General features: G+C 64.0%; 18 protein-coding genes (1 of these 18 running past the window's edge). 12 read left to right on the plus strand and 6 right to left on the minus strand.

Going from position 1 to position 19,750, the window contains the following annotated elements; translation table 11 throughout:
• The 4 genes from QX010_RS16055 to QX010_RS16070 form a co-directional block, all read right to left on the minus strand.
• On the minus strand, positions 1-386 hold the 5' end (the start) of the coding sequence (locus QX010_RS16055) for an alpha/beta hydrolase family esterase (RefSeq protein WP_315802898.1). 508 nt of this gene lie to the left of the window's left edge; 386 of the gene's 894 nt are visible here — the first part of the coding sequence; its start codon is at positions 384-386; the stop codon falls past the left edge of the window.
• Positions 383-1,264 carry a sterol desaturase family protein gene (locus QX010_RS16060; RefSeq protein ID WP_316180480.1) on the minus strand — a complete coding sequence of 294 codons (882 nt, stop codon included), beginning with the start codon at positions 1,262-1,264 and terminating at the stop codon, positions 383-385. Before QX010_RS16060 ends, QX010_RS16055 begins: the two co-directional genes overlap by 4 nt.
• Before the next feature lie 117 nt (positions 1,265-1,381).
• Entirely contained in the window at positions 1,382-1,684 is a 303-nt protein-coding gene (locus QX010_RS16065) for a hypothetical protein (protein WP_315717381.1), read from the minus strand.
• Positions 1,685-1,921: 237 nt separating this feature from the next.
• Positions 1,922-3,031 carry a polysaccharide biosynthesis/export family protein gene (locus QX010_RS16070; RefSeq protein WP_316180482.1) on the minus strand — a complete coding sequence of 370 codons (1,110 nt, stop codon included), beginning with the start codon at positions 3,029-3,031 and terminating at the stop codon, positions 1,922-1,924.
• 669 nt (positions 3,032-3,700) lie between these two features.
• Here QX010_RS16070 and QX010_RS16075 point away from each other — a divergent pair.
• The 3 genes from QX010_RS16075 (at position 3,701) to QX010_RS16085 (ending at position 6,234) form a co-directional block, all read left to right on the plus strand.
• Positions 3,701-4,027: a hypothetical protein gene (locus QX010_RS16075; protein ID WP_316180484.1), complete on the plus strand. Its 327-nt coding sequence runs from the start codon at positions 3,701-3,703 to the stop codon at positions 4,025-4,027.
• A 487-nt stretch (positions 4,028-4,514) separates the two neighbouring features.
• Positions 4,515-4,859: a hypothetical protein gene (locus QX010_RS16080; RefSeq protein WP_316180485.1), complete on the plus strand. Its 345-nt coding sequence runs from the start codon at positions 4,515-4,517 to the stop codon at positions 4,857-4,859.
• A gap of 988 nt (positions 4,860-5,847) precedes the next feature.
• Positions 5,848-6,234 (plus strand): H-NS histone family protein, encoded by a 387-nt coding sequence (locus QX010_RS16085; RefSeq protein ID WP_315802902.1) that lies wholly within the window; start codon positions 5,848-5,850, stop codon positions 6,232-6,234.
• Positions 6,235-6,443: 209 nt separating this feature from the next.
• Here the strand turns inward: QX010_RS16085 and QX010_RS16090 are convergent, their stop codons facing one another.
• Positions 6,444-7,916: an undecaprenyl-phosphate glucose phosphotransferase gene (locus QX010_RS16090; RefSeq protein ID WP_315802903.1), complete on the minus strand. Its 1,473-nt coding sequence runs from the start codon at positions 7,914-7,916 to the stop codon at positions 6,444-6,446.
• Between the two features lie 487 nt (positions 7,917-8,403).
• Here QX010_RS16090 and QX010_RS16095 point away from each other — a divergent pair, with 487 nt between their 5' ends.
• Positions 8,404-9,201, plus strand: coding sequence for a glucose-1-phosphate cytidylyltransferase (locus QX010_RS16095; RefSeq protein ID WP_315802904.1), 798 nt, complete (start codon positions 8,404-8,406; stop codon positions 9,199-9,201).
• Positions 9,198-9,851 (plus strand): PIG-L deacetylase family protein, encoded by a 654-nt coding sequence (locus tag QX010_RS16100; protein WP_316180488.1) that lies wholly within the window; start codon positions 9,198-9,200, stop codon positions 9,849-9,851. Before QX010_RS16095 ends, QX010_RS16100 begins: the two co-directional genes overlap by 4 nt.
• 109 nt (positions 9,852-9,960) lie before the next feature.
• On the opposite strand, the gene QX010_RS16105 is transcribed toward QX010_RS16100, so the two are convergent.
• Positions 9,961-11,061: a hypothetical protein gene (locus QX010_RS16105; RefSeq protein ID WP_316180490.1), complete on the minus strand. Its 1,101-nt coding sequence runs from the start codon at positions 11,059-11,061 to the stop codon at positions 9,961-9,963.
• Between the two features lie 390 nt (positions 11,062-11,451).
• Here QX010_RS16105 and QX010_RS16110 point away from each other — a divergent pair, with 390 nt between their 5' ends.
• The 7 genes from QX010_RS16110 (at position 11,452) to QX010_RS16140 (ending at position 19,705) form a co-directional block, all read left to right on the plus strand.
• Positions 11,452-12,489 (plus strand): SDR family oxidoreductase, encoded by a 1,038-nt coding sequence (locus QX010_RS16110; RefSeq protein WP_315802907.1) that lies wholly within the window; start codon positions 11,452-11,454, stop codon positions 12,487-12,489.
• Between the two features lie 61 nt (positions 12,490-12,550).
• Positions 12,551-13,813 carry a class I SAM-dependent methyltransferase gene (locus tag QX010_RS16115; RefSeq protein ID WP_316180492.1) on the plus strand — a complete coding sequence of 421 codons (1,263 nt, stop codon included), beginning with the start codon at positions 12,551-12,553 and terminating at the stop codon, positions 13,811-13,813.
• Positions 13,814-13,855: 42 nt separating this feature from the next.
• Complete coding sequence (locus QX010_RS16120) at positions 13,856-14,398, plus strand: dTDP-4-dehydrorhamnose 3,5-epimerase (RefSeq protein WP_316180494.1); 543 nt, start codon at positions 13,856-13,858, stop codon at positions 14,396-14,398.
• A gap of 103 nt (positions 14,399-14,501) precedes the next feature.
• Positions 14,502-15,470, plus strand: a complete 969-nt coding sequence (locus tag QX010_RS16125; RefSeq protein WP_316180496.1) for a phytanoyl-CoA dioxygenase family protein — start codon at positions 14,502-14,504, stop codon at positions 15,468-15,470.
• Between the two features lie 24 nt (positions 15,471-15,494).
• Positions 15,495-16,814, plus strand: a complete 1,320-nt coding sequence (locus QX010_RS16130; protein WP_316180498.1) for a DUF4910 domain-containing protein — start codon at positions 15,495-15,497, stop codon at positions 16,812-16,814.
• A gap of 58 nt (positions 16,815-16,872) precedes the next feature.
• Entirely contained in the window at positions 16,873-18,030 is a 1,158-nt protein-coding gene (locus QX010_RS16135; RefSeq protein ID WP_316180499.1) for a glycosyltransferase, read from the plus strand.
• Positions 18,031-18,205: 175 nt separating this feature from the next.
• A complete protein-coding gene (locus QX010_RS16140; RefSeq protein WP_315802913.1) occupies positions 18,206-19,705 on the plus strand; it encodes a lipopolysaccharide biosynthesis protein in 1,500 nt (499 codons plus the stop codon).
• Positions 19,706-19,750: the final 45 nt, after the last annotated feature.

Genomic DNA, 19,750 nt, shown 5'->3' on the forward strand with positions numbered 1-19,750 from the left:
TAGATGCGCCGGGAATCGGCTGTGCCGTCGGCGACGAGCTGCCGCACCAGGGCGCGGATGAAACCGATATCATCGGGACCGCCGGAGCGGCCGTCGCGGCCGTCATTCCATTGCCGGTTGATGCCATCGGGAAAGACCGCGGCGAAGCCATGGGCCGCCGCAGCTTCGGCAAAGCCCGTCGTGCGGGCGGTGCCGGCGCCGCTGCCGAGCGCGCCATGGAGCACGATCACGGTCGGCTGCGGCGTCCTGCCCGCGGTCATCACCAGCGCATGGCGCGGACCGTCGCTTGTGTCGATGGTGATGCCGCGCTCCGCGGCGACGGCCGTGGTCGAGACGAGCAGAACGGCCGCCATGGCGGCCATGGACGATCGGAGATGTGACGTCATGAGCATCCTTCTCGGTTGTCGGATGACTCCCGGCGGTGGCGCTTGTCTCCGGGGGCCGCGGTCAGCACGCGCAGCCGCGTGGCCCAGCTCCGCGCCGCCGCAAGGTCGCGGGCGATCGCAATCCATTCGCCAAATGCGATCCGCAACGGATTGAAGCTCGGTTCAACCCCGACGAGGCCATAGCGCAGCGTCTCGCCGGCCGGGGCCTCGGCGAAACTGCCGAACAGCCGGTCGAAAATGATGAGCACGCCGCCATAGTTGCGATCGAGACAGGACGCGTTGGCCGCGTGGTGGACGCGGTGATGCCGCGGCGTGTTCAGCACAGATTCGAGCGGACCGAGATGCGGCGCGAGCTCGGTATGGATGAAGAACTGGTAGAGCAGATTGACGCCGAGCATGGCGATGATGGCGAGCGGATGGAAGCCGAGCAGCGCCAGCGGCAGATAGAACAGGAAATGACCGGAGATCTCGCTCGTCCAGCCGAGACGAATCGCTGCGGTCAGGTTCAGACGCGTGGAAGAGTGATGCACGGCATGCGTGGCCCACAGCCAGCGAACCCGATGCGAGGCGCGATGGTGCCAGTAATAGACGAACTCGCTGGCGAGAAACAATGCGAGCAGGGCCAGCGGCCGGCTCGGATCGAAATCGAAGATCCTGTGGCGATAGGCGATGATGAAGGGAACGGCCGCGACGAGCGCGACCATTGCGCGGATCAGGTGCTGTCCGACCGCGACGGCGAACGAGGCTGCGGTCTCACGCAGGTCGTGAGTCTCCCGGCCGGCGAGCCGGCTGAGCCCATATTCCAGCGTCATGAAGCCGATCGCCGTCAGCAGCACGATCATGCGCGTCGACGGGGGCAGGGAAGAGAGGATGGGCATGGCGCGTGTCCGGCGTCATCGGATGGAGACGGCGCGCCGGCCCGCTCCGGAACAGCAGGCGGACCGGCGATGTCAATGCTTCCGGAGGGCCGCGGCCAGCGGCGCCGCGGCGTCCGCTCAGCGCGTGACGGTGCGGCTGTAGCTGTAGGAATTGCCGCGCGGTCCCGTGCCCTGGCCCTGCCGGGTGCAGCTGCCGTCGCTGCAGCTCGCGGAGCCGGAGCGCGACCAGCTGCGGCCGGCGGGACCGGTGCCGCCACCCTGCCAGGCGCAGGCACCGCCGGAGCAGCTGCCTGAGCCGCCAAATGAGGTGGTGCCGCGCGGTCCGGTGACCGAGCCGCTGCGGGTCCAGGCATTCGCGTCGACCGCTGCTGCCGCCGAAAGCACTGCCACGAGCAGAAATGTCGCGATGGATGTCTTCACGTCAGTCTCCCAATTCGTTCGCGCGGGCGATCGCGTCGCCTGCAGAGGGATACTGCGCGTTCGATGTCGCGGCCTGATGCACCGCCGGTGTCGTTTGGTCGCGGTGATTGGCTGGATTGTAACGGCTTGTCACACGACGGCCGTCCGATGCCACGACATCGCGCGGGGCGGACTTCGGCCCGCCGCCCCTCGACGCTCCGGCGCCCGTTCAGGCCGCTACCGGCCCGCCGTTGCGCTTCACCACCGGGTCTTCGTCGCCGTGTTGACGTTGATCACCGAAGTCGCCGTGTTGGACGTCGTCGTCGCCGTGGTGTTGATCAGGGTCAGAAGCTTGTAGTAGTCGACGACCTTGGCATTGGCGACGTACATCACGTCCTTGCTGCGCATCTGGAAGCCCGAAGCCAGCAGCATGCCGGAGGGATCGCGCAGGTTGATGTGATAGATGGTCGGGATGCGGTCGTAGATGAAGCGGCTGGTATCGACGCCGAGCTTCTGCAGCAGCGGGCGCTCCTCGTAGCGATACAGGAAGACCTCGGCCGGATCAGATTGCTGATCGTTCAGGCCGCCCGCCTTGCCGATCGCCTGCGCCAGCGTGAGGGTCTCGGTATCGAACGAAATCTCGGAATTGAAGCCGAAGACGTTCTGATTGAGGGCGCCGAGGGCCGTGAAAGTCGGGGATTCCCGCGTGATGTAGACGACGTCGTTCGGACGGATGAAGATGTTCTCGCGCGGATCCTGCACGACGCGGCTGAGCAGCACGCGCACGCGCTTGCCGTCCCGCTGCAGGGTCACATAGCTTTCGATGGCCTCGTGCTTCGGGCCGCCCGCACGTGCGATCACGGCCAGCAGGCGTTCGCCCACGCTGTTGAGGGCAAGCACGCCCGGCGTATTGACGTCGCCGAGCACGCTGACCACGCTGGAATGCTGCTGGTTCAGGCTGACCACGACCTGCGGCTCGAGCGCGCGCTTCTGCAGCCGGAAGACGATCTCCTGCTCGATCTGCGGCAGCGTCCGGCCGGCGGCGGCGATCTCGCCCGCATAGGGCACGCGGATATTGCCTTGCTGGTCCACCGCCTGCGCCGGCAGATCCACGAAGTTGCCCGGGCGGGCGCCGGCGGCCGTGGGCGGCGTGAACAGTCCGCCGGGCGCCGCTTCGAAGATGGAAACGTTCAGCACGTCACCAACGCCCGCGACCTGCACCGGCTTCGGCCGCTTGTCCGGGAATACGCCCTGGAACGTGATCAGATTGGGCTGCGACAGGAAGCCGATCGTTTCGGAGCTGACGTCGACCAGCGCATAGGGAAGCGCCGTGTTCGACCGCACGCTGGCCGTGGCATTGTCGTTCACGGCGTCGCTGGTCGGTCCTGTCCCGGGGAGCAAGGAACAGGCGGGCAGAAGCGCCAAGATCGCCAGGGTGAGGAGCGCGCGCGAGCGGCGGCAAAGGCCATGAAAGCTGCGCGGGTCCACTGTACTGCTGCGCACAGGAGACCCCCCGCCGCCGGTCGGCCCGGGCGGATTGATCAAGGCCTTCAAACGCGTCCCCGAATACAGCAAAAATACATTTCCCCACGCTGCTCCCTCCACCAAGAAGGGAGAACGTCCCACGTGTTTCAACCTACCCGGCGGCCATACTGGACGAAAGCGTACGGCCGTTCGGATTGGTCCGCTTTTGCCCGGCCGTGCCAATTAGGTCACAGTCTGACATCACCATATTACCGCCCCAAGCTGTCGGCGCCGCCGGAGGTCCCACGGTGAAGGGATGATCCATTCGACCTAACAGGGTCCGAACAATTTTAAGCACAAAGCCGTTGCGCAACGGTTAGCCCGAGTCGCTTGCTCGCGCAGGGGGCGACGACATCGCAGCCCGCGCAGCGCGTCGGTGAGCCGAGGCAGCCGGACAGCCGAGGGAGGCGGGACCGGCGCCGCCAAGGCGGCTGTAGCTGGCGAGATTCGAAGGCCGTGCGGGCGTCGGGACTGCAAGCGGCGGCCGGTTGTCCAAGGCCGCCGATCAAGTCTATGCTGCTGCGCCAGCCCTTGAGGCTCTTTTTGCAACGGAGCACGCAATTGTCGAACGTGATCAGGATCGCCGCAGCCGCTTTCGCGATCGCCTTCACGGGCCTATCCGATCCCGCGTCGGCGCGCGGCCTCTATCCGCTGACGGAGTGCGGGCCGGATCTCAGCAGACTCTGCCGGCTGCACGGGACATTCGAGGCCACTCCGTTTCATTACAATCTTGCGATTCATCCCGGGTGCATTCGGCGTGTCGCCGTCGAGACGCCCCAGGGCGTGCTGTACCGCCGCGCGGTGGTGTGCGGGGCGCCGGAGCGGCCCATGGTGTGGTAACCCGACCCCTTCCTCGTCGTCTCCGAAGGAGCTGGACGCTCCGCTCGGCCGAGTCATGGTCAAGCTTGGCGGCGAGGACTGATGAGGGCCGTGCTCGGCCGGTCCGGCCGCGTTCGGCAACGTCGATCGTCGCTCAGACGATTAAATGGGCAAGTTCCACACCGTATTCTTACGTAATCTAGAATTAAATTAATTGTGTAGAGACGATTCTGCACGGTCGGAGACATAAAAGGGTAGACTGAACAAACTAAAGCTTCAATTGTACCGGACGAAAGGTGCTTAAAAAGGTCTTTCTGGCAACGCGGTAGCATTTTACGGCAAACCGTAGCGAGTGCCAGAAGTATTTAATGTCTTGCTGTCAGATGGTAAATTAACTTGTCGCGAGTGGTTAATTTAATGCCGAAAATCGAATCCGTGCATCATCGCGATGACGGTTCGGCATTCGGGGAAGATGCCCTCAAAACTCGCCAACGAGTGGGGTCCGTCCTTGTGTGACGAGCTTGGTGCCGCGTTGATTGAGGATATTGAGATGGATGGCGGCGGTCGCGCTTTGAATGCCGTCCTGAAATCGCTGAATAAAATACGCCTTGCCAAATTACGTTTCGGCCGGCCAAGGTCGGGCCGTTCGCAGCAATCCGTGCTGCGGTCGCAGATCGAGCTTTGTGATGTCCTGCTCGATGAGATCCAATCCATCAGCACCAGCCTCGGCAAACGCGCGAAGAAGTCCGCGGCACCCAGGCGTCGCCCGATGGCCACGCGGCACGGCCGCGGGACGGCGCACGTGATTCCGCCCCGGCCGGCGGTGCCGGGTCGAACCAGGCAGCAGAAATAATCGCATCGGAATTTGATCGCTGCGGCGGCCGGCCGTCATGGCCGCGCCGCTTGCCGGCGCGAGGCGACAGCCGCTCGGCATTGACCCTGATGACGCGTCAGGTCGCCCCGTGCTGCTGTCGGCGGCCGCTCGACGGCCGGACGTCATCTGGACGTCCTTCAGCCGTCGTGTCGGGCAAGGACGGCGCTCCGAGACGGGCCCGAAACCATATTGCGGCGAGCCGTGCGATGCGGCCGCTTCACCTGGCGCACAGGCCGCTGATGTCGCCTCCACGGACGATGACTTTGGACAACGGGTTTCGGGATCGGCCGCGGGTGTCCGCAGCCGTCCTCAACCTCACGGCCGATCGCAGCGGCAGTTAGTTCCGCTGCCGGTGTGTGCCTGTCTGACGCCGCGCGCCCCGCTGTCGGCGCGACGTGCGCAAGTCTGATCTGCGTGAGCGCATCTGAAGGATCCAATATTTAGGGAAGGCGTTTGATTCGCCGGAACGATGTCGGCTGCTTTGCGGCATATTCACGGTGGCGTGCTCAATTAAACCCGGTGGCGGCATTTTGTGCGCATGCAAAAATATCTCGATCCGGGTCTTCAGGGGGCTCGCTCGAAAAGGTTGTAAGTCCGTCGCGGCAGCTTTGAAAACCATGTCGTGGTGAGAACGTCAGCTATCAAATACGCGCAAGTTCGATCATCGAAACTACGTCACTTTGACGCGGTCTTGCCGTAGTATGCAACGAATCCGTTGCAGATCGTGTTGATTCGGTGGCTTCTTCCGGCGTGCAAACGAATGCTGCCGCAATCTCGAAGGCGGCGCGACATCGTTTCGGAAATGGGGTTGCGGGTTGAGTTTTATTTGAGTTACAACCATATGGCTTGGCCGGGTTGGTATAACTCAAATATTCAGTTTTTCCGACCGCGAGCCACTTGCGGAACGAAATACCGAATTATATGACGTTAATCCGGCAGGATAGAGATCACAGACAAAGGTCGCTGTATGTCCACCAAGAAGATCGATTTCGAGGCGATGTCTTTCGATGACCTCTGGTCTCTCCACGAGCAGATCAGTCAGATCCTCGCCGTGAGGATCACGTCGGAGAAGCGCGAGCTCGAACGTCGTCTGGCGGTTCTCAACCGCAGCCGCGGTGCCATCGAAGGTGCCGGCAGTGAGGGTGGGCAGTCCTACACCACGAGCGGCAAGGCGCGGCGCAAATATCCCCGGGTTCTGCCGAAGTATCGCAACCCGCAGACTTCCGAGACCTGGTCCGGCCGAGGCAAGCAGCCGCGTTGGCTGGTGGCGGCGATCAAGACCGGGCATCGGATCGAGGAGTTTGCGATCAATGGAGCGGCGGGCGGTTCGAAAAGTCGCCGTCAGCGGGCCTAATCGGGGCCGACTGAGTCAAGCCCGTCGATAGCCCGAGCGACGCGCAGCGTCGGTTCTGCACCTGATTCGCTCCCTCAACATCAGCGAACGACATGTGAGCGGTCTGACGCCCCCGCGTCGCGATCCGCAGTCTCGAGCCTGAGATCGGTCCGATCCGCCCGCACGGCTCCGCCGGTAGGCTTGCGATCATAATCCCTTGCGAATATGCGCTAATAGGCATTGTTGCCGCGGATCAGCTCGATCGGCGTCCTCAGCAGGATCGCGACGTCGAGCGACAGGCTCCAATTGTCGATGTACCAGAGATCGAATTCGACGCGCTGTTCGATCGACGCACGCGTGGGCGTCGGGCCGCGGCAGCCATGCACCTGCGCCCAGCCGGTCAGTCCGGGCTTGACGCGGCGACGGAATGCGTAGTTGCGCACGAGCTTGTCGAATTCGTTGTCGTGCGCCAAGGCGTGGGGGCGGGGGCCGACCAGCGACATGCTGCCGTCCAGAACGTTGAGCAGCTGCGGCAGCTCATCAATGCTGGTCCGGCGCAGCCAGGTCCCGAGCCGGGTGAACCGGCTGTCGCCGATCTGGGCCTGGACGATGGAGGGCCCGTCCTCGAGCACGGACATCGTGCGAAACTTGTAGATCTGGAACGCCCGGCCGTTGAATCCGCAACGCTGCTGCCGGAACAGCACCGGTCCGGCCGAGTCGAGCTTGATGGCGATCGCCACCAGCAGCAGCAGCGGCGACATCAAGGTCAGCGCGATGCCGGCCAGCATGACATCCATGAGCCGCTTGGTGGCGTGTTCGAGCGGGCTCAGCAGGCCGCGCTGCAGCTCGATGGAGACGGCATTGCCGAGCTCGCGGCACGGCCGCTTGAAGATGTCCGACGCCGCTCCGACCGGCACGAAGCTCACTGGAAACGGCAGGACTCTCAGCTCGGCGCCGAGCGTGCGCAGGTCGGACAAGGGTTCGGGATTGGCGCCGACGACGATCTCTTCGATGTCGGAGCCGCGCACATAGTCGATCACGCTGGACACGATCCGCTGCCGCTGATCCGGATCCGCACCGGGCTCGGGAAGCAGGAAATGCCGCTGGACGCGAAAGCCGGTGTCGGTGAGCACCTGGGTCAGCCCGGCGTTGTCCTTGCTTGCTTCATCGGTGATCAGAACGATGTTTCGGCCCGAGAACCGTCTCTCCGCCAAGCCCTTTGCCAGCAGATATGCGGTGGTGCGGCGATGCAGGATCAGCGCCGCGAGCCCGAACATCGCGAAGACGATGCTCGTGCCGCGCGAGAATTCGCTGCCGATCTTGAGCGCAAACAGGGCGCCGGCCAGCACGAGGAACGCCGTGACCCAGGTCAGGCAGGCCGCGCGGATCTGGCGCGGCAGGATCAGCAGCTCGGCCGGCCGGTACATCCCGCGGATCTTCATCAGCGAGACGAACAGCGCCGACACGAGGATCGCCAGGCCGAGCGATTTGCTGACGTCGTTGGCGCCCGCCGCATCCTGCAGGTGATACAGAAACCCGGACAGGACGCTCGACATGGTGATCGTCGCAATGTCCGCCACGATCGCGAACGGCTCCACCGAGTCGTAGTGGACGGGCCATTTGCGGCCCTGGAACTGCCGTTCCACCAGGACGGCCGGCATGCCGTTTCGATCGAGAGTCTCGGGCTGATCCACGTAATGCATGGGATGTCGGTGTTCGAAACTCGGTTAAATAGCGATTAGCCATTTATTATATGTTTTGGCATTTAATTTAAACAATGAAAAATTGCCATTGGAATTTATTCGCGCGGTCGGATTATCCCCCGATACCTGCGTCGCGGGCAGCGTGACGCCTGACGGTGGCGCTTAGGCGCCGAAAGATACCGCCCGTGCCCGCTACGGAAGCGGCTCCGGAAAATTAAGGTAGTAAAATTAATGTTTGAGGCGACGGATATTTCGATGCTTGCCGCCAAGAATGGCATTTAAAAAGAGATATAATTGGATTATTAATCCGGTGCCGGGTGCCCGTGACGCGGGTGGCGTCCGTAGCCGACCGGATGCGGAGGGAGTTTTTCCCTGCGCGGACGGAAGGGCGACACGAGGGCACGGCGAGCTGTCGTCGAGGCCCGCCGGCGAGGTTGAAGATAGTGCTGCTCATTTCAGAGATTGAGAACCCGAAGGACGTGGCGCCATGAAGGTCGTATTGTTCTGTGGAGGACTCGGGACGCGGATCCGGGAATATTCCGAGAGCATTCCGAAGCCGATGATTCCGATCGGCCACCAGCCGATCCTCTGGCACGTCATGCAGTATTACAGCCAGTACGGACACCGGGATTTCGTTCTGTGCCTGGGCTACAAGGCCAATGTGGTGAAGGACTATTTCCTGAACTACAATCAGGCGGCGACCACCGACTGCACGATCTCGCAGTTCGGCAAGAAGGTCGAGCTATTGGGCGACCGCCCGCCGGACTGGCGGGTGTCGCTGGTCGACACTGGCATCTGGCGCAACATCGGCCAGCGACTGCGGGCGGTCCGGCACCTGGTCGAGGGCGAGGAGATCTTTCTCGCCAACTACAGCGACGGCCTGACGGACGCGCCGCTGCCGGAGATGATCGATCGCTTCAAGCGCAGCGGCAAGATCGGCTGCTTCATCGCCATCCATCCGCCGATCAGCTTTCACCTCGCCGAATTCGACGCCGATGGCACCGTGGGCCGCATGGCCGCGAGCAACGATTCCGATATCTGGATCAACGGCGGCTACTTCATCTTCCGCAAGGAGATCTTCGACTACATCGAGGAGGGGGACGAGCTCGTCGTGCAGCCGTTCAAGCGGCTGATCGACCGCGGCGAGCTGATGGCCTACCGCTACGAAGGGTTCTGGCGGGCCATGGACACGCTCCGCGACCGCCAGGTGCTCGAGGAGATGATCGAGCGCGGCGACACGCCCTGGCATCTCGGCTCCAGTCTTCCGGCGGTGGTGAACGGATGAGGGCGCTGCAGCTCGCCGGTCGCGGCGACCGGCTGTCGGTCTTGTGTCTCGGCGCCCACTCCGACGACATCGAGATCGGCGCCGGAGGCACGCTGCTGTCCTGGCTCGACCAGGGCATCCGCCTGGATGTTCATTGGTGCGTGCTCAGCGGCAACGGCGAGCGCGGTGTCGAGGCGCGGGCGTCGGCCGACGACTTCCTCGCCGAAGCCGCCGGCCGCAATCTCGAGATCATGCAGTTCCGCGACGGCTTCTTCCCCGAGCAGGGTGAAGAGATCAAGGCCTGGTTCGAGGAGCTGAAGAGCCGCATCAACCCGGACGTCATTCTCGCGCACCGCCGCGACGACGCCCATCAGGACCACCGTCAGGTCAACCGCCTGGTCTGGAACACGTTCCGCGATCATCTCGTCCTGGAATACGAGATTCCGAAATGGGACGGCGATCTCGGACGGCCCAACGTCTACATGCCCCTCTCCGAGCGGATCATGAAGCGGAAGGTCGCGCTGCTGATGACGCATTTCGGCAGCCAGCGCTCCAAGCAATGGTTCGATCCGGAAACGTTCATGGGCCTGGCGCGGCTGCGGGGCATGGAGTGCCGCGCGCCCGAGCGCTACGCCGAGGGATTTGTTGCGCGCAAGCTGTCATTGGGGTGAACGGCGGCCGAAGCCGACTTGCCGCGAGGTCCTCGCGCACGGTCTATCCATGCCCGATGGGCGAGGCGATGAGCGGCGCCCGGCCGCTTTGCCCGGCGGCGGCCTGCCGTCAGCCGGCCGCCCGCCGCGGAAGTTCGACGATCTCCTCTGCCGGCGGACGCTCGATCGCGGTGGCCGGCACCTTCTCCAGCCAGACCTCGCGCCACCATGCATAGATGCCGCGCGGGCAGAACAACCGGTTCTCGCTGTAGCGCGACTGGCAATAGACGCCGTCGAGGATGACGGCCGGTGTCTTCATCCGCCGGATGTAGCCGGTGCGCTCGTCGATGAACTTTTCGACCCGCGTCCGTACCCGGAACACCTTTCCGCAATAGGGCACCATCTCGGCGTCGAAGCCCATGCCGCGGTTGTTGGTCTGCTTGTCGATGGTGGCCAGGATCTCCTGGTGCGGGCGCACGCGGACGAGATCGCCGGGCTGCAGCCCGAGATCGGCGATCGGCGCGTCCTTGTCGGTCAGGAGGACGCCGCGCTTGCGCGGGAACGGTACGCCGCCCCACAGCGACTGGATGCGGTCGTAGATCCAGCGCGCGGGCCGGCCGAGCCGCGGACGGCGGGCCATGGTGGCGCCGACATAGGCGAAGTAGAGGAGGCCCTTGAACATCTTCGCGAGCGAGACATTGCCGGACGCGATGTCCTCGGCGTACTGCCGGGCGTCCCACCATTTGAGCGGCTGGGTGTAGGTCGGGAGCTCGGTCGCCTGGCAGGCATAGCGGGGGCCTTTTCCCGGCTGCTGGTCCGGCGACTTGGTCGCATCCCACACCGCGCGCACCGTGCATCCGCCGGGCGGTTGAAGCGCAGCGGCGCGGTCCGGGATGGCCGCGGCGGGCTTGGCCGGATCGACCGGGGTCAGCCACGCCTCTTTCCAGAAGATCAGGCAGGCCGCCTGGCAGCCGCCATAGGCCTCGCCGTCGCAGCGATGCTCGAGATGCACGGCGTTGGGGAGGCGCCGTCCGAGCCACTCGCCGGTGTTGTATCCGGTGACCGTGTCGCAGGTCTTGTGGGCGCGCTTGTAGACCTGGAAGCGCTGGCCGCACCATTTGAACATCTGCGGCATGAACGGCAACCCTTCGAGGCGCCCGTTGGCATCGAGCGTCGCCAGGATCTCTTCCTTGCTGCGCACTTCGACCCAGTCGCCGGCGGATAGTGTCATGCTCTGTCTTTCAATGCTTCAATCAATGCGTCGTCAGGCCGGGGCGTTCCCGCACGCGGGACGTCCTCATTTCCATGGATCGAATTAAAGCTGCCGAGATTTGCGGTCAACATTTGTTCCTATTGTGGCATTATTTAATTTGGTGGAATAAATTAAATGGGAGAGGTTGCCTGATGCCGCATCGATCGGCGCCGTCCGGATGGGGCACGGTAACAGGCGGATCGAGATGGCGGAGAAGGGATTTTTACCGAGTTTTGCGTATCTCGCCGGAGAAGGCGGGCGGCACCGCCGCTGCCGACGGATTCACTGGACGCCGGCTGGAATATTAAATTATAATCGATTGCAGGTGATTTAAATTTTGTTTTGGTCGGTATCGTAGAGGGTGAGATTTTGAAGGTCCTGATCACCGGAAACATGGGCTATGTGGGTCCGGTCGTCGCGCGGCATCTGCGGGCGCAGCGCCCGGATGCGACGCTGCACGGCTTCGACAATGCCTATTTCGCCCACTGCCTGACCGGAGCGCCTGTCGTTCCCGAGCGATATCTCGACGAGCAGATCCATGGCGACGTCCGCGACATGTCGCTCGACCTCCGCGGCTATGATGCCGTGGTTCAGCTGGCGGCGATCTCCAACGATCCGATGGGCAATCGCTTCCAGGACGTGACGCTCGACATCAACCAGAACACCACCGTGTCGCTCGCCAGGAAGGCTGCGGCGGCCGGCGTGAAGAACTTCGTGTTCGCGTCGAGCTGCAGCGTCTACGGCATCGCCGACGGACCGCCGCGCAAGGAGGGCGATCCGCTCAATCCCATCACGGCCTACGCCAAGTCGAAGATCGGATCGGAGCAGGAGCTCGCCGCGATCGACACCGGCATGACCATCACCTGTCTGCGCTTTGCGACCGCCTGCGGCATGTCGGATCGGCTGCGGCTCGACCTCGTCCTCAACGATTTCGTGGCCTGCGCGCTCACCCGCCGCCAGATCAGCGTGCTCTCCGACGGCACGCCGTGGCGCCCCCTGATCGACGTGGCCGACATGGCGCGGGCGATCGACTGGGCGATCGACCGGCCGGCGGCGACGGGCGGCCGCTTCCTCACCATCAATGCCGGCTCGGACGACCGCAACTACCAGGTCAAGGATCTCGCCAACGCGGTGGCCGCGCGCGTGCCGGGGACCAGCGTGTCGATCAACACCTCCGCGCCGGTGGACAGCCGCTCCTACAAGGTCGATTTCGGCCTGTACCGCTCGCTGGCCCCCGATCATCAGCCGCAGGTCACCCTGGACCAGTCGATCCAGAACCTTGTCGATGGTCTCAAGAGGATGCAGTTCAAGGATGCCGAGTTTCGCTCGTCCGATCTGATCCGTCTCAAGGTCCTGCAGGACCACATGGAGACGGCCCGGATCAACGACAGGCTGCAATGGACGTGATCGCGCCGGCCGCGCCGGGCAGATGCTCGCCTCAGCCGGCAAGGACAGTGACGGAGACACCATGGAACTGACCCTTCCCACCGCCGTCGGCGTCGCGCCCAAGTGCCGGCACTGCGGCGACGACCTGACCCTCAAGCTGATCGATCTCGGCGCCTCGCCGGTCGCGAACGACTACATCGATCCGGCCAACTACATGCGGGCGGAGCCGTTCTATCCGCTGGAGACCTTCGTCTGCCGCGAGTGCCGTCTGGCGCAGACGCGCGACCTCCTGGCCGCGTCCGAGATCTTCCGCGCCGACTATGCCTATTTCTCCTCGCACTCGACCTCATGGCTCGAGCACGCGCGCCGCTATGTCGAAGCCATGGCCGATCGCTTCAAGCTCGGCCCGGCCTCGCGGCATGTCGAGATCGCGTCGAATGACGGCTATCTGCTGCAATACTCGCTCCAGAAGGGCATCAACTGTCTCGGCGTCGAACCCTGCGAAAGCGTCGCGCTGGCCGCGCGCGCCAAGGGCATCGAGACCCGGGTCGAATTCTTCGGCCGCGACTATGCGACCCGTCTCCGGGAGGAGGGCTGGTCGGCCGATCTCCTCACGGCCAACAACGTGCTCGCGCACGTTCCCGACATCAACGACTTCGTCGGCGGCGTCAAAATCCTCCTGGCGCCGGAGGGCGTCGCGACCTTCGAGGTCCAGCACCTGCTGACCTTGATGCAGCGGCATCAGTTCGACACCATCTATCACGAGCATTTCTCGTATCTGTCGCTGATCGCGGGCCTGCGCATCTTCGCCCAAGCGGGCCTGCGGGTGTTCGACGTCGAGCTTCCGGAGACGCATGGCGGCTCGATCAGGTTCTTCGTCTGCCACGCGGAGGCCGCTCATGCGGAGAGCCCGAACGTTGCCGATGTCCTGGCGCGGGAGCGGGCCTATGGGCTGCATGACGATGCCATCTACATGGCCTGGAACGAGCAGGTCAAAGAGACCAAGCGTGCGCTGCTCGAATTGCTGACGGCGCTCAAGCGCGATAACAGGAAGATCGTCGGCTACGGTGCCCCGGCGAAGGGTGTGACGCTGCTGAATTATTGCGGCATCCGCACCGATTTTCTCGACTTCACGGTCGATCGCGCCCCGTCCAAGCAGGGCCGCTACATGCCGGGCGTGCGCATTCCGATCCTGCCGCCGGAAGCGATCTTCGAAGCCAGGCCGGATTACGTCCTGATCCTGCCGTGGAACATCAAGAGCGAGATCAAGGCACAGATGGCGGCGATCCGCGACTGGGGCGGCCGCTTCATCGTGCCGGTCCCCAAGGCGACGATCGAGGAGTAGAGCAGGGCATTGCCGCACCATATGCGCGAAGAGTGTTGAGCCATGAGGTTTGTCCCGCTTGGACGGTCGGATGCGCGGCTGATCGAGCTGACCGTTCGCTCCGACGAGCGCGGCAGCTTCACGCGGACCTGGTGCGCGAAGACTTTTGCCGAGCAGGGCATCGCGTTCGTCCCGATGCAGGGCAACAGCTCGGTGACGCGTCTCCGCGGCAGCGTCCGCGGCATGCATTTCCAGCGTGCGCCGAAGCCTGACGCCAAGATCGTCCGCTGCAGCGCCGGGCTGATCCATGACGTCATCGTCGACATCAGGCCGAACTCGCCGACGCGCGGCGAGGTCTATGCCTGCGAGCTCGGCCCCTCGACGGCGCGGATGCTCTACGTTCCCGCCGGTTTTGCCCATGGATTCCAGACGCTGACCGACGACGTCACGGTCGAGTATCTGATGGGCGAAGACTATGTCGAGCAGCTCTCGGACGGCTTCCGGCACGACGATCCGATGATCGGCATCCGATGGCCGCAGCCGGTGACGGTGTTGTCAGCCAAGGATGCCGCTTGGCCCTCGCTTGCCGAACGGGGTCTTTGGTGAAGCAGCATGACGACAGCGCGGTATCCTGGGGGAGGGATCTGGCGGCCACGGAGCGGCCCGATCGTCTCGAACGTTCTGACGATTTGTCGAGGAGGATCACGGAATGACGAACATTTTCGTTGATGCCACGATGCCCGATGACGAGCGGCGCCAGAAACTGTATCAGGGCGCGCTGTTCCTGCATTCGCCGACGCCCTCGCTCAATGCGCTGGTCGCGTTCGCCAGGGAGCTGATCGAGGAGGCGTTTCATCCCTATGATCCCCGGACGGCGCAATTCGAGCTCCCGGTCGAGCGCTACGTCGAGATCCTCGCCAGGCTGAAGCCGTTCTTCATCCATCACGCCCGGTCGAAGGAGCTGGTGCAGGGCACGCTCCGCGAGTTCGGCTGCGATCCCGAGTTGACCTATTTCGACGTGCCGCGGCTGCGGTCGGCAACCAGCAACGACTATCTCACCACCGGGATCGCGTTCGCATTCCACCCTCATCGCGACACCTGGTACTCGGCGCCGCCGTGCCAGCTCAATTGGTGGCTGCCGGTGTATGACATCGCGCCGGACAACGGCCTTGCATTTCATCCGCGCTATTTCGATGAAGCGATCAAGAACGGCTCCAGGACCTATAACTACTACGAGTGGAACAGGACCTCGCGTGCGTCGGCGGCGCAGCACATCAAGACGGATACACGGGTGCAGCCGAAGCCGGAGCAGGAGATTGCACTGGATCCGCAGATCCGGGTGATCGCGCCGAGCGGCGGCGTCACGATCTTCTCCGGAGCGCATCTGCATTCGTCCGTCCCGAACACCTCGGGCGTGACGCGCTTCAGCATCGATTTCCGTACCGTGCATTTTGCCGATGTCAGCAGCCGGCGCGGCGCCGTCAACATCGATTCGGAATCGACCGGCACGAACCTGCGCGACTTCCTGCGGGTGGCCGATCTCGCGCGGCTGCCCGAGGAGATCGTCACGCCATACGATCAGGTGGAAGCCCCCGCGGAGCATCTGGTCTACCAGCCGACGATCGTGCCGCTGCCGGCCGGCGATCTCGCGGCCGATGCCGCGCAGGCGTCGGCCTGACCGATGAAGTAGGGCTGACGCGTCATGCTGGACATCCTCAAATCCCCGGCTGGTCCGAGAACGCCGGCGATCGATCTCCACGATCTGGTCGCCGAACTGTTTCCGATCAACCGCAGCCTCACCGGGGCGGGTGTCCGTCAGACGCTCGGCATCGTCGCGCGGAATGTCGGGATTGCGATTCACGAGGTGCCGTCCGGCACGCCGGTCCTGGACTGGCACGTGCCGGCAGAGTGGAACATTCGTCGCGCGACGATCTCGACCCTGTCGGGCCGCGTTCTCGTCGACTTCGCCGACAACAATCTGCACGTGATGGGCTACAGCAAGCCAGTCCAGGCGGTGCTCAGCCGCGCCGAGCTTGCCAAGCACGTCCATACCTTGCCGGACCAGCCTGATCTCATTCCCTACCGGACCGGCTACTATGCCGACGATTGGGGCTTCTGCCTGCAAGATCGTCTGTGGCGGGGGATGACGGACGACAGCTACCGCGTCGAGATCGACAGCGAGCTCTCGCAGGGGGCGTTGACCTACGGCGAATTCTTCGTCCCCGGGCAGACGGACAAGGAAGTCCTGATCACCTGCCATATCTGTCACCCGAGTCTCGCCAACGACAATCTCTCAGGGATTGCCGTCATGACGGCGCTGGCGATGCGGCAGGCGCAGCAGCCGCGCCGACTCGGATACCGATTTCTGTTCCTGCCGGCGACCATCGGCGCGCTCGCGTGGCTCGACCGCAACGAGCGGAATCTCGGACGTGTCGAACACGGACTCGTCCTCACCTGTCTCGGCGATTCCAGTGGATTTCACTACAAGCAGAGCCGGAGCGGGGCGAGCATCGATCGCGCCGTCGCGCATGTCCTGAAGCACTCAGGCCATCCTCATGAGATTCTGCCATTCAGCCCCTATGGATATGACGAGCGGCAGTTCTGCTCGCCGGGATTCGATCTGCCGGTCGGGTGCCTGATGCGCGGCGTGCACGGCACGTTTCCCGAATATCACACCTCGGCGGACAATCTGGATTTCGTCAAGCCGGACTGTCTCGAGCAGTCCTACGCGGTCATCGAGGAGGTGCTGGATCTGCTCGATCGCGACCGCATCTATGAGCGCGTCGATGGGCGAGGGGAGCCGCAACTGGGACGGCGCGGCCTGTATCGCGCGATTGCCGGCCAGCGCGAGGCGGGCGGGGCGACGCAGATGGACCTGCTATGGGTCCTCAACCTCGCGGATGGCAGGCACAGCCTGCTCGACATGGCAATCCGGGCCGACGTTCCGTTCGCGCGCATCGAGGCCGCTGCGCGGATCGCGCTGGACGCCGATCTCATCAGAACACCGGTTTCATCATCGTGACGTCGCCGCCTTCGTACAGCACCGTGCAAGTGGTCCAACAACACCAGAGTGAGGCGTCATGAGTTCGCAGCCGGGCAAGCCCCGCATCGCCGTCTTCTCACTCCGAAACATCTTCGGCAAAGCCCTCAACCGCGGTCCCCATGTCGAGTTCGAGGACATCATCTGCGAGGTCGATTCCGCCGAGCTGTTCGCACCCGAGCTCGACCCGTCGAGCCGACGGGCGAGCTTCGCGACCCGGCTGGGCTACCACGCGCCCGTGCTGCTGAATCCCGGGCTCACGCGGATCAAGCCGCAGCAGCAATACGACGTTCTGTTCGCGATCTGCGGGTTCCCGCAGGACCTGATCATGTTCGACGCGATCGAGGATCTGAGAGGCGCGTGCGGGACCTCGGTGTGTCTGCTGGACGAGCTCTGGATCAAGGAGATCGCCAAGCACCGGCATTTCCTGAAGATCCTCGCCAAGTTCGACGTCGTGATGCCGTTCCAGATCGGCACGGTGAAGCCGCTCGGCGAGGAGATCGGCAAGGCTTGCGTGCATCTTCCGCTCGCCATCGACACCATCCGTTTTTGTCCCTATCCCGATCCGCCCGAGAGGGTCATCGACGTCTTCAGCATGGGGCGCCGCTCCCGTGTCACCCACCAGTCGCTGCTCGCGATGGCGCGGGACAGCGGCCTGTTCTATCTCCACGACACGATCGGCGGCAGCCAGGCCATCGACCTCCGGGAGCACCGGACGCAGATGGCAAACCTCGCCAAGAGAAGCAGGTATTTTCTGGTCAATCCCGGCAAGTTCGACGAGCCGCAGGAGACCGGCCGGCAGGTCGAGTTCGGCTACCGGTATTTCGAGGGCGCGGCGGCGGGCGCCATCATGCTCGGCGAGCGTCCCGACAATGACCTGTTTCCGCGGCTGTTCGATTGGCCCGAGGTGATGATCGACGTGCCGCACACATCGCCCGACATCGACCGGGTCATCAGGGAGCTGGACGGCGATCCGGTCCGCCAGGACCGGATGCGGCGAACCGGCATGGCCCAGACCCTGATGCGGCACGACTGGGTGTATCGGTGGGAGACGATCCTGGAGGCCACGGGTCTGCAGCCGATGCCGGGCCTCGCTGCCCGCAAGGATCGGCTGAAGAGGCTGGCGGAGATGGCGGCTGGCTCGGGGATGGCTCGCGAGCAGGAATTAAATCGCAAGCCGGTATTGTTGGCGCAGTGACGTTTCAATCCTTTTCTCCGCCACAAAGTGGCGTCATCGCTCCAGCGGCCTCCGCGAGCTATTTTATACCGGCTGCATTTTCGACGATCGGATTTTCATTGCCCTGGACGGATCTGTTTGGCCGTGACTGGGAATCGAAAGGTTGGTTACGATGATTGAAAGCGATTGAACGGAGATGTCGGAAGCCGTCGCCGCTTACTTCGAGGAACATCGGGAATCGAGCGATCTCGGACGCCGTGCGTTGCGCGGCGGCCTGATTTCCATCGTCATCCAATACGGCAATGCCGTGCTCCAGATCGGAGCGGCCATCGTCCTGGCCCGGCTGCTCGCGCCGGAGGATTTCGGGCTCGTCGCCATCGTCACCGTGCTGACGAGCTTCGCGCCGCTGCTGATCGACTTCGGCCTGCTCGATGCCACCGCTCAGCGCAGCAGGATCACGCCGGCCCAGGTCAGCGGCCTGTTCTGGGTCAGCACCGGCATCGGCGTTGCGGTGGCGATCGTCGTCGCGGCATCCAGTCCGCTGATTGCCTGGGTCTACGGTGATCCGCGACTGGAGCCGATCGCGCTTTGCGTCGCGATCACCTTCGTGCTGTCCGGGCTGACCAACCAGCATATGGCGCTGCTCCGGCGCACGCTGCAGTTCGGTCGCATCGGCCGGATCCAGTTGTTCGGCACGCTGGCAGGGACGGTTGCCGCCGTCGCCATGGCGTTCGAGGGCTACGGCTATTGGGCGCTGGTCATTCGTCCCGTCGTGACATCGATTTGCGTCGTGGTCGCCGCGTGGTCGGCCTGTCGCTGGAGGCCCGGCGTCCCCGTTTTCGATGCTGAGGTGAGGTCGATGGTCCGGTTCGGGCTGCACGTGGTCGGCTTCACCGTGGCCTATACCTTGTCGCGGGCGGTGGACCGGATCGCGCTCGGGCTGCTCTACCGGCCCGATCAGGTCGGCTACTACCAGAATGCGATGAACCTGTACGACAACTCGATCTATGCGGCGCTCAATCAGACGCATGCGGTGGGAAGCTCGGCGCTGAGCAAGCTGCAGGCGAATCCGGCTGCGCTTCGGCAGAAGTACGAGGTGGCACTCTCGATGCTGGCGTTCTTCCTGATGCCGGCGGCGGCGATCCTCTCCGTCACCGCGGAGGACCTCACCGTCGCGCTGTTGGGGCAGAAGTGGCAGGCTGCGGGAGGGCTGCTCAGCATCATTGCGCTGCGCGGCATTTCGCACGTCGTCGAGGGCTCGCAGGGCTGGCTGCATCTGTCGCTCGGGAGGGCGGACCGCTGGCAGACCTGGGGCATCATCTCTCTCTTTGCGCAGGTCGTTGCGGTGCTGGCCGGGCTGCCCTTTGGGCCGGTCGGCGTCGCCTGGGGCGTCGTGGCCGGATACTCGCTGATCGCGTTGCCGTCGGTGATGTATGCCGGACGTCCGATCGGGATCGGTGCGGAACTGGTGATCCGGGCCGTCGGTCCGCAGACCGTCGGCGCCGTTGCGACTGCGGCTGCGGGCTGGTGGATGCAAGCGACGCTTCTCGGAGCCTATCCCGCGCTCGTGCGCATGGTTCTGTCCGGCTGCTTCTGCGGCTGTCTCTATCTCGCGATCGTGGTCGGAATGTTCCGGGTCCGCGAGCCGCTCAGGATCGCAGGTACGATCATCCATGATTTCGCCGGCAGGCGCTGAGATGGAACGAAGGGGCCTCGGACAGCACCGCACGTCGCGATTAAC

Origin of the sequence: Bradyrhizobium sp. SZCCHNRI1009 (assembly GCF_032487575.1) — a bacterium.
GTDB lineage: Bacteria > Pseudomonadota > Alphaproteobacteria > Rhizobiales > Xanthobacteraceae > Bradyrhizobium.